We start from the raw sequence: 10,608 nt of genomic DNA, 5'->3' as shown, positions 1-10,608 counted from the left end.
GCGGCCCGCCCCCGGGGCGGGCCGCCCGAACGCGCCCGGCCGGCCCGCCCACCGACGGTCGCGGAGCGGACCGGAGGGCCGCACCGAGCAGACGACGCCGGTTTGAGGTCCCGCCGACGAAGTGGGGTTCGCCCGGAGGGCGGGGGAGCGCCGGTCAGCGGACACCACTTTGACGACAGGGCTGGCTGGGCCCTGTCGTCAAAGTGGTGCCTGCCGGTCGCCGCTCCCCCAGCCTCCGGCTGGAAGGTGCCCCCAGGCACGCACGCTCGCGGCGTTGTATCCAGTACCGGGGAGACCCTCCGCCTTGCGATCGCACGCACTGGGGGTCCCCCGGCCGGAGGCTGAGGGAGACGCCCGGCCCGCCCTTCGGGCGAACGACGCCACTTTGACGACAGGGCTGGCTAGCTCCCCGGGGCCACGAGCGTGCGCTCGGTGCCGACGCGGCGGGAGCGCGTGTCGGCGTACAGGGTGGTCTCACCGTCGGACCAGCGGACGACGAGGTCGTCGGTGCGGCCGTTGCCCGTGTAGTTGCCGGTGGTCATCACGGTGTCGTGGGTCCACAGGCCGTTGGCGTTCAGGACGCGGGATTCGGCGCCCAGGGCCTTGGTGGTGGTGCCGGCGTAGGTGTCGAGTTCGCCGTCGGACCAGCGCACCATCAGGTCCCATTTACCGCCGCCGGAGAACTCGCCGCTGGTGAGGAGGGTGGCGTGGGTCCACAGGGGGTCGGGGTTCCTGAGCTTGTGCTCCTGGCCGAAGGTGCCGGCGCCGACGTTGGTGTAGAGGGTCAGCTCGCCGTCGGACCAGCGGACCATGAGGTCGGTGACGTAGTGGGCGGCGTTGAAGCGGCCGGCGGTGATCTGGGTGGCCTTGGACCAGATGGAGTGGCGGGCGGCCATGCGGGTGCCGGCCCGGTCAAGGCCCTTGCCGCCGACGTCTCCGTAGAGGGTGACCTCGCCGTCGGACCAGCCGACCATCAGGTCGAACTGGTGGGAGCCGGTGAAGTCGCCGGCCGTGATGGTCCGGGCGTACTTCCAGGTGCCGTTGGCCGCCAGCAGGCGGCGCTCGGAGGTGAAGCGGCCTTTGCCGTCGCTGTTGTAGAGCGTGACCTCGCCGTCGGTCCACACCACGAGCAGGTCGCTGCGGCCGGTGCCGTCGAAGTCACCGGAGGCCATCAGCTTCGCGTGCTTCCACAGATCGCCGTCGCCCATCGAGTACGGCAGCGGGGGCTGCCGGTAGGTGCTGCCGCGTTGGCCGTGCACGCCCTTCTTGGCCTCGTCGTACAGCTGGAAGAACCAGTCGCCGTGCAGGGGGCTGTAGGTGATCCAGTCGACGTTCTTGTCGTTGCCGCCGCCGTTGTAACCGCCGACGTTGCCGATGATCTCCCCGGTCCCGCCGTTCCCGTCGATCTTCGAGAACCACGGGCCGCCGGAGACCCCGCCGAACATGCCGCCGCACGTGGCCTGGATCTGGTAAAAGCCCGGCAGCGCCGACGTCTTGACCGGGCAGCGTACGGAGTGGTCGGCCGAGTCGTGCTTGCGGGCCGGGTAGCCGACCATCGTGACGTCGTTGATGTACCCCGGGGTACGGGACAGCCGGTTGGCGCCCACGACGTCCTGAACGTTCTTGCCGTCGGCGGACCGTGCGAGCCGGGCGAACGCGAAGTCCAGGTCCGAGATCTTCGCTTTGCTGTTGTTGCGGTAGCGCTTGTCGGCGAACCAGTCGCCGTTCGCGATCCGGTAGAACCCGTACTCCTGATGCGCCAGCGACTTCTCGGTGCGGTACCAGGGCACGAAGACCGAGTTGTCGCCCTTGCAGTGCCCCGCGGTGAGGACGAGATCGCGGCCGGGGCTGTCCACGACGCTGGCGGTGCACCGGTGCGCCCGCATCTCGCCGGTGGTCGGGTCCTTCGCGTACGAGAAGATCACGCCGACGGACTTCATGCCGAGGAAGTGCTCCGCCTTGGGCATGGCGGCGGCTGCCATCAGGCCGCGCGGCGCGGCCTGCCGGGGCGCGGTGGCGGGAGGCGCGTCGGGGCCGGGGGCGGGCGCGGGGTCGTCGGCGGACGCCATGCGCTCGGGCGTCCAGAACCGGATGGCGTCCGCGTCCGTCCAGCCGTCGGCGTCCGGCTCGGGAGCCGGGTCCCCCGGGGTGGTGACGGGCTCCGGCGTGCGCGTGGTGGAACCCGGTTCCGGGGTGGGAGACGACGACGCGGGGCCGGAGGGCGTCTCCTTCGGCGTGCCGGCCGACGGATCGGCGCTCGGTGCGGTGACGGTCGGCTCGGGGACCGTGGACACCGTTCCGACGGCGTGGGCGAGGGAGCCGGTGCTCGTCAGGAACAGGGCGGTGCAGGCCGCGGAGACCGCGAGACGGCGTATTCGTAGGGACGAGGCGCGCAAGGATTTCCTTTTGCTCATGGGTGAACGGCCTCCGGCCACATCCGGCCGGAGGAAGCTGGGGGCACCGGGGGAGTCCGGGGGAGCCCGGGGGAAGGCCCGGCGGGCCGCCGGGAACGGGCAGCCGGCCGCACCGGCACCGGCTGAGGCGAGGCGTGGGTGCCGGTCGCGCGGAGGGTGGCGGGGCGGGGCGGGACGCGCCGGTCGCGGGCGGCGCGTCAGGGCATGCGCCGCCGCTCAGGAAGAGACGGCGGCGGTCTCGCGCCGCCTGTGGCGAAGCAGCCATCCGGCGACCGCGCCGATCAGTACGGTCGCGGCGGCGGCGATGCCGACGGCCGGCCAGGGGAAGGGCCGCGGGACGGGTTGCCCGGCGACGACGACCTGGCGGGTGAGGGTCTCCTGGCCGTGGTGGACGGTGACCTTCATCGGGTACGTGCCCGCCGGGATGTCGTCCCGCACCCGGGAGTGGCCCCCGTAGAGCGTGGCCCCGTCATCACATTTGCAGCCGGGATCGTCCTGGTCCTTCCGGATGACCACGGGGTCGTCGAAGAGGGGGGAGGTCACTGTCAGTTCGTCCTCGTCCGGCGCGGGCGACCTGTCGGTGAGAAGGACGGTGGCGTCGCTGCCGGGGCGGACGCGGGACGGCGTGTCGATTCCCGGCAGCGCGTCCTTCGGCCCGACGACGAACCGGCCGATCACCGCCGATCCCTCCGGGACCAGGGTCAGGCGCGTGGTGGCGACGGTGCGCCCGTGCACCAGCGCGGACACCTGGTAGCTGCCGGGCGCGATGTCGCTCCGGAGCTGGGGCTTCTCATCCGGTTCGTTGACCTGGACGAACGTCGTGGAGCCCGTTTTCTCCGGGGTGAGCGTGATCGGCTTCACGAGAGCGGGCGAGGTGACGATCACCTTGTCCACGGCCGGCATGTGGTCGCCGCTGAACCAGACCGCCCCGCCCACCTCGATCCTGGACGTGGGGCCGTCGTACGACAGCCGAGGAGCGGTGGCCTTGGGCGCGTCGGCAGAGGAGACAGGCCGGGCGGCGTTCGCGGACGCGAAGGCGGCGCCGAGGGCCTGGACGCCGCCCGGCTGCCGTACCGGGTCCGCGACCGCGCCGGTCGCGGTCAGCACGGTGAGCGCCCCGGCTGCGGCCAGGCACCGGGCCCAGGAAAGCGAAGAGATGCGGCGAAACATGCGTGGGTCCTCACGGAAGACGGATGGACGGAGGGGGAGGGGCGAAGCGTTCGGGTCGCGCGGACACGCGGCGTGTTGGCAGAACCGTCCGGGGAGGGCCGGAGACGGCTGGGAACGCGGCCGGGGCGCGGTGCGGGACGGCTGGGAACGCCGCTGGGGGACGGTCGGGAACGGTCGGGAACGGTCGGGAACGGCCGGTGTGCCTCCCGCGGCATGTGGCGGGTCCTCGTCCGTGGTAGGGGAGGAGGAAGGGGAACCTGAAGGGCCGCTGCCGTCGATTCCCCGTCGCACGGGGCCGGGAATCCGGCCCCTGCCGACGACGGCCGTATCGATGACGGCGACACCGCGGACCGGTTCGAAGGCACTCGCGGCCCACCGGCCCCGGCTGGAAGCTGTTCACTGACCCCGCCCGGGAGCCGCCCACCGACCCCGGCCGGGCGTCGCCGCGTCAGGGCCAACCGGAACGAACCGGGTAGCCATCGCCGCCATGAGCAGGGGTATCGACGGAACGGGCCGGGCAGCGGGTGAACCCGTCCACGGCGATGCCGAGACGTCGGCTTCGCGAGCGGTGGCCCTGGCCGAACGTGGATGTCCTGGCTGAAAACGGGTGTCCTGGCCGGACTTCGCGAGTGCCGAGTGGGGCGGCCACCGCCTGCACGCGGTCGGCGGACCGCTACCGGCCGCCCGCCTGCCGGGCGGCAACAGCGCCACGTTGCCGCGCGCCACCTTTTCGCCGTGGCGCGTGGCACGCGGAGTGCGGCAGGACGCGCGCCTCACGGCGCGAGCACTTCTCCGTCATGGATCCCCCTTGAGGTCGCGAGGCGGCGGGAGAGTGTGGCTGGTCAGGCCACGCCCGCGGTATTCGGGGCCGCTTCGCTGGGCGACCCGCTCAAAACTGATCAGACCGTATGTCAAGGGACACCGGGGGCGCGAGCGCGCGGTGGCCGGTGGGCGGGAGTCGGCAACGCGATGATCACTTCACGTGACGTGAATTCGGAAGGTAACCGGCAAATTGATCGCCATGCGACTCCGCACGGTAATGGCGGTGAACAAGATCACCTCACGCACGGTGCGCCGAGCGGTGACCCTCCGTCAGTCACCCCGGCCCGCCCGCCCACGGACGGCCAGGGAACGTCCCCCTGAGCCGCCCGCCCGGCCCCTGCCCCCTCAGCGGCCTTCCGCCCCCTCCCGGGCCTCCGGCCATACGAACCGTGGCTCCCGGCGCTCCAGGAACGCCGCCACCCCCTCCACCGTGTCGCCGCTCGCCCGCTCCTGGGCCTCCCAGTGGACGGACCGGCCCGCGCTCCCGGGGCCGTTCACGAACTCCTTGGCCGCCGTCTGGGTCAGCGCGGACCGCTGCGCCAGGAGGGAGGTGAAATCGGCCACCCGCTTGTCGAGTTCGCCGTCCGGCAGCACCTCGTCCACCAGGCCGGTGCGCAGCGCCCGTTCGGTGTCGATCAGTTCGCCCGAGAACAGCAGGTACTTGGCGGTGGCCGGGCCCACGAGCCGGGCCAGCCGCTGTGTGGAGGAGGCCGGGTAGACGATGCCCAGCTTCGACGGGGTCACCCCGAACAGCGTGCCCTCCTGCGCGAAGCGCAGGTCGCAGGCCGCCGCCAACTGGCAGCCGCCGCCCACGCAGTACCCGCGGATCGCCGCCACCGTCGGCCGGGGGAAGGCGGCCAGCGCCTCCTCGGCCGCGACCGCCAGCCGCTTCGACTCCTCCGGAGCCTCGCGCAGCGACCCGATGTCCGCGCCGGCGCAGAAGGTGGCGCCAGCACCGGTGAGCACCAGGGCCCTTATGGAGCGGTCGGCCGCCAGGCGTTCCAGCAGCGGCGGCAGCGCCTGCCACATGGCGTTGGTCATGGCGTTGCGCTTGGCGGGGTGGGAGATGGTGACGGTCGCTGTCCCGTCGGTGACGTGTGTCATGAGGCCCGGTTCCATGGCCAGGATCGTGCCACGGCCGGGAAACACGCGGTGAACGGAACGCCTGACGTACGACGCGCCGCAGCCCGCGAAGCGGAACCCGCGGCCCGGACCGGATGCCGCGTCGCCGGCCCGGGACGTGGCGCGGTGACCCGGACCGGACGCCCGGGCGTCGCGGGAACGAGCCCCGCCGCACACCCGCCCGATCCGCGCCCGCCCCCCCCGCGTCCCCCACGGACAACCGTCATCCCCGAACGAGCACCCGCCTCCTTCCCGAATAAACGAGCATCCGCCCCCTTCCCCGAAGAAACGAGCACCCGCCCCCTTCCCCGAATAAACGAGCGACCACCCCCGCCCGTCCGGATACGATCGGCGATCTGATGTCAGCAACTCTCGTCGCCAAAGACCTCGCCGCCGGCCACGGCGAGCGCGTCCTGTTCACCGGCCTGGACCTGGTCGTCGCCCCGGGGGACGTGGTCGGCCTCGTCGGTGCCAACGGCGCCGGCAAGTCCACCCTGCTGCGGCTGCTGGCCGGTCTGACCGCTCCCGAGGACGGCAAGCTGGCCCTCAGCCCGCCCACCGCCACCGTCGGCCACCTCCCGCAGGAGCCGGACCGCCGCCCGGGTGAGTCGGTACGGGCCTTCCTCGCCCGCCGCACCGGCGTCGCCGCCGCCCAGCGTGCCCTGGACGCCACGACCCAGGCGCTGGCGGACGGCGAGCCGGGCGCCGACGACGCGTACGCCATCGCGCTGGAGCGCTGGCTCTCCCTGGGCGCCGCCGACCTGGAGGAGCGCGCCGAGGAGACGGCCGGCCAGCTCGGCCTGGGCGTCAGCCTCGACCAGCCGATGACCACGCTCTCCGGGGGCCAGGCCGCCCGCGCCTCGCTCGCCTCGCTGCTCCTGTCCCGCTACGACGTCTTCCTGCTGGACGAGCCGACCAACGACCTGGACCTGGACGGCCTGGACCGGCTGGAGTCCTTCGTGACGGGCCTGCGCGCGGGCACCGTCCTGGTGAGCCACGACCGCGAGTTCCTGACGCGCACGGTCACCCGCGTCGTGGAACTGGACCTGGCCCAGCGGCAGGTCAACACCTATGGCGGCGGCTACGCCTCCTACCTGGAGGAGCGCGAGCGGGCCCGGCGGCACGCCCGGGAGCAGTACGAGGAGTACGCCGACACCAAGGCCGCCCTGGAGGCCCGCGCGCACACGCAGCGCAACTGGATGGAGAAGGGCGTCAAGAACGCCCGCCGCAAGATGACCGACCACGACAAGATCGGCCGCAACGCGCGGGTGGAGTCCACGGAGAAGCAGGCCGCCAAGGCCCGGCAGACCCAGCGGCTCATCGAGCGGCTGGATGTCGTCGAGGAACCCCGCAAGGAGTGGGAGCTGCGGATGGAGATCGCCGCCGCGCCGCGTGCGGGCGCGGTGGTGGCGACGCTGCGCGGCGCTTCGGTGCGGCGCGGGGACTTCCGCTTCGGGCCGGTGGACCTCCAGGTGGACTGGGCCGACCGCGTCGCGATCACCGGTGCCAACGGCTCGGGCAAGTCGACGCTGCTGGCCGCGCTGCTGGGCCGGCTGCCGCTGGACACCGGGCAGGCGTCGCTGGGCCCCGGGGTCGTGGTGGGCGAGGTGGACCAGGCGCGCGGCCTGTTCCTCGGTGACGCGCCGCTGGCGGACGCCTTCCGCGCCGCCGCGCCGGACATGTCGCCCGCCGACGTCCGCACCCTGCTCGCCAAGTTCGGCCTGAAGGCGGCGCACGTCCTGCGTCCGGCGCGCACCCTCTCCCCGGGGGAGCGGACCCGTGCCGCACTCGCCCTCCTCCAGGGCCGCGGGGTCAACCTGCTGGTCCTGGACGAGCCGACGAACCACCTGGACCTGCCCGCGATCGAGCAGCTGGAGTCCGCGCTCGCCTCGTACACCGGGACGCTGCTGCTGGTCACGCACGACCGGCGGATGCTGGACGCGGTGCACACCACGCGCCGGATCGAGGTCGCGGACGGCCGGGTCACGGAGCGCTGACCGGGGCGCGTACGCGGCGCACGAGACCCGCCGCGACGGTCCGGCGGCGGGGAGCCGATGCCGTCGGCGACCCGTGCCGTCGGTGGCCCGCGCCGCCGGTCCGGGACTCCCCGGCGCCCCGAACAGCTCTTTTCTCCTCCGGGGGCGATCCCGGACGGCGCTTGAATATGCCAGAAATGAATCAGGACCAGTCTTGGGACTGATCACGCATTACGGATGTGGTCAGAAGCCGTCGAATGATGCCTACTTCTGTTCAGTAGGCCGGTACGGACCAGCCAGGTCCCAAGACTACGAAGGGTGAGGACGCCTTCCGGACCCCCCGCCGAACCCCCCGATGAGCTGACCTCCCCGCTCGGCCGCGAAGGTGTCTGGAGGTTCACCGCCCCGGCACTGGAGTCCACGGTGCCGCGCGCGCGGCACGCCGTACGCGATCTCCTGACCCGGCAGCGGGTGCCCGTCGCCGAGGAGGTCGCGGAGGGGCTCCTGCTGATCGTCTCCGAGCTGGTCACCAACGCCGTACAGCACGCCGCGCTGCTCTCCCCGAAGGTCACCGTCGAGGTCACCATCACGACGGACGCGGTGCGGATCGCGGTCGAGGACGAGCACCCCTACCGCCCCAAGGCGCTGCGGGCGGGCGAGGACGACATCGGGGGGCGCGGCCTGTGGCTCGTCAAGATGATCAGCGAGGAGACGGGCGGCCGGTGCGACGTGGAGGACACGGCGAACGGCGGCAAGGCGATCTGGGCCGAGCTGCCCCTCACCGGCCCGCCACCAGGCCGGTGATCCGCGGGTTTCCCGGCCTGCCACAGGGGCGACCGGCCCGGCGAGCCGGTAACCGTACGGTCCTCAGCGGGCCACCGGGCGGCGCCTCCGCCTGTCTCGCGGCAGGCCGGTGATCCGCACGCCGATCGGCGTGCCGCCTCTCACCACCCCGCCGCCGCCCCCGTGAGCTCCCGGATCGCCGGACGTGCCGCGTCCAGGACGGTCATGAACCAGGCCGAGAACGAGCCCTGGGCGTGCCGCGCGGCCAGTTCCTCCGCCGTCACGTAGGCGATCTCCCCGACCTCCTCCGGGTCGGGCGCCGGCTGGGCCCGGACGAGCCCGACGAAGAGGTGGTTGTACTCCTGCTCGACCAGGCCGGACGCCGGGTCCGGGTGGTTGTAGCGCACGGTGCCGGCCTCGGAGAGCGTGGCCGGGGCGACCCCCAGCTCCTCGGCGGTGCGCCGGGCGGCGGCGGCGAACGGTGTCTCGCCGGGGTAGGGGTGGCCGCAGCAGGTGTTGGACCACACGCCGGGGGAGTGGTACTTGCCCAGCGCCCGGCGCTGGAGCAGCAGCCTGCCCTCGCCGTCGAAGAGGAAGACCGAGAACGCCCGGTGCAGCCGGCCGGGGGGCTGGTGGGCGGCGAGCTTCTCCTCGGTGCCGATCGTCCGGCCTTCCTCGTCGACGAGCTCCAGCAAGATCGGATCGGCGGCGTCGCCCGAAGCGCTCACCGCCGTGGTCCCGGCGGTTCGTCCGTTGGCAGGTGTGATCGGCATGCCCATCCTTGTCGTCGGTCTTCCAGGCCAAGTCTGCCTCACGGGGTGGGGCGCGGATCTCCGCGGCGGCGCGGTGCCCGCCCGTGCGGCCACCGCCCCCGTCCGGCCGCCGGTACGCCGTTGTTGCCCCGTTCCCGGCCGCCCACACACCCCTGCCGTCAGAACCGTCGCCGCGGGCCCGCCATACCCGCCACGGAGGGCTCGCCTCCGGTGCCTCAGTGGCAGAGCTGGGCCTCGTGGGCGGCATGCCCGCGCGGTTCGAGCTGGAAGGTGCAGTGCTCGACGTCGAAGTGACCGGAAAGGCAGCCCTGGAGGTCGTGCAGCAGCTTCTCCTGGCCGATCGCGTCCAGCGCGTCCTGGTCGGCCACGACGTGCGCGGAGAGCACCGGCATCCCGGAGGTGATCGTCCAGGCGTGCAGGTCGTGCACGTCCGCGACGCCCGGCAGGGCCAGGATGTGCGCCCGGACGTCGGCCATGTCCACGTCCTTCGGCGCGGCCTCCAGAAGGACGTCCAGCGACTCCCGGAACAGCTTCCACGTCCGCGGAATGATCATCAGGCCGATGACCAGGGACGCCACCGGGTCGGCCGCCGCCCACCCCGTCACCGCGATCACCAGCGCCGCGACGATCACCGCCACCGACCCCAGCGCGTCCGACAGCACCTCCAGAAAGGCGCCGCGCACGTTCAGGCTCTCCTTCTGGCCACGCATCAGCAGCGCGAGGGAGACCAGGTTCAGCACCAGGCCGATCACGCCGAACAGCAGCGTCGGGCCGCTCTCCACCTCGACCGGCGAGAACAGCCGGGGCACCGCCTCCACGAGCACGTACCCGCCGACGCCGAACAGCAGCAGCGCGTTGGCCACCGCCGCGATGATCTCGGCCCGCGCCAGGCCGAAGGTGCGCCGCTGGGACGGTGGCCGGTTGGCGAAGTGGATCGCCACCAGGGCCATGACCAGCCCGACCACGTCGGTGGCCATGTGCCCGGCGTCCGCGAGCAGCGCGAGCGAACCGGTGACGGCGCTGCCGACGATCTGCGCCACCATCACCGACGCGGTGAGCGCCAGCGCCCAGCGCAGCCGGACGCGGTGCGCCGCCGCCGCGGTGCCCGTCGCGTCGGGCCGCGGCCCCGCGTGGGAATGCCCATGACTGTGCCCTGCCCCCATACCCGTACGCCTCCTGGAAACCGTGTGACCGATCACCCGGCAGGGGCCGGGCGTGCCCGCAGTCAACTACGGGTGGGGGGTATATGCAACGCGGCACTGAAAGCCGTTGTCATTGCCTCTGACCTGCGACGATGCCGAAAATCCCGGAATGGTGCGCTGACCGGGGGCGATCTCCGTGCGGGCCGCGGACGCCCACCCGGCGGAGCGCGGCGGCCCCTTCCGAGGGTGACCGGAAACACGCTCCTGGCGGTGGCCGGAAAGGGATCCCGCGAGAGACGCGCCGACCGGACGCTCCTTGAGGCGGCCTCCCGCCGCCGCGCCCCCCCCGCGCCCGCCCCCGCACACCCCGCGCTTCCGTGACGAGCTCCACAGCGGGACGGCCCGG

General features: G+C 73.0%; 7 protein-coding genes. 2 read left to right on the top strand and 5 right to left on the bottom strand.

Translation table 11 applies throughout. The features are described 5' to 3' along the window. Window positions 1-401 precede the first annotated feature (401 nt). The 3 genes from ABZX96_RS32255 to ABZX96_RS32245 all read right to left on the bottom strand — a co-directional run bounded on the left by ABZX96_RS32255 (window position 402) and on the right by ABZX96_RS32245 (window position 5,525). A complete protein-coding gene (locus ABZX96_RS32255; RefSeq protein ID WP_355551238.1) occupies window positions 402-2,414 on the bottom strand; it encodes an FG-GAP-like repeat-containing protein in 2,013 nt (670 codons plus the stop codon). 216 nt (window positions 2,415-2,630) lie between these two features. Further along, window positions 2,631-3,584, bottom strand: a complete 954-nt coding sequence (locus tag ABZX96_RS32250; RefSeq protein WP_355551236.1) for a hypothetical protein — start codon at window positions 3,582-3,584, stop codon at window positions 2,631-2,633. A gap of 1,167 nt (window positions 3,585-4,751) precedes the next feature. Beyond that, the gene (locus ABZX96_RS32245) at window positions 4,752-5,525 is read right to left on the bottom strand and encodes an enoyl-CoA hydratase/isomerase family protein (RefSeq protein WP_355551234.1); all 774 of its coding nucleotides are present in this window, start codon (window positions 5,523-5,525) and stop codon (window positions 4,752-4,754) included. 362 nt (window positions 5,526-5,887) lie between these two features. Between ABZX96_RS32245 and ABZX96_RS32240 the strand changes: the two genes are divergently transcribed. Both ABZX96_RS32240 and ABZX96_RS32235 read left to right on the top strand, forming a co-directional pair. After that, on the top strand, window positions 5,888-7,525 hold the full coding sequence (locus ABZX96_RS32240; protein WP_355551232.1) for an ABC-F family ATP-binding cassette domain-containing protein: 1,638 nt from the start codon (window positions 5,888-5,890) through the stop codon (window positions 7,523-7,525). A 339-nt stretch (window positions 7,526-7,864) separates the two neighbouring features. Beyond that, window positions 7,865-8,308: an ATP-binding protein gene (locus ABZX96_RS32235; protein ID WP_355551248.1), complete on the top strand. Its 444-nt coding sequence runs from the start codon at window positions 7,865-7,867 to the stop codon at window positions 8,306-8,308. Window positions 8,309-8,448: 140 nt separating this feature from the next. Here the strand turns inward: ABZX96_RS32235 and idi are convergent, their stop codons facing one another. Both idi and ABZX96_RS32225 read right to left on the bottom strand, forming a co-directional pair. After that, window positions 8,449-9,060 (bottom strand): isopentenyl-diphosphate Delta-isomerase, encoded by a 612-nt coding sequence (gene idi / locus ABZX96_RS32230; RefSeq protein WP_355551231.1) that lies wholly within the window; start codon window positions 9,058-9,060, stop codon window positions 8,449-8,451. A 215-nt stretch (window positions 9,061-9,275) separates the two neighbouring features. Beyond that, window positions 9,276-10,223 carry a cation diffusion facilitator family transporter gene (locus ABZX96_RS32225; RefSeq protein WP_355551229.1) on the bottom strand — a complete coding sequence of 316 codons (948 nt, stop codon included), beginning with the start codon at window positions 10,221-10,223 and terminating at the stop codon, window positions 9,276-9,278. Window positions 10,224-10,608 lie beyond the last annotated feature (385 nt).

The organism is Streptomyces sp. NPDC003077, assembly GCF_040611095.1.
GTDB lineage: Bacteria > Actinomycetota > Actinomycetes > Streptomycetales > Streptomycetaceae > Streptomyces.
Note: the sequence above shows the minus strand (reverse complement) of the source record. Positions and strands in the feature narration are given on the sequence as shown.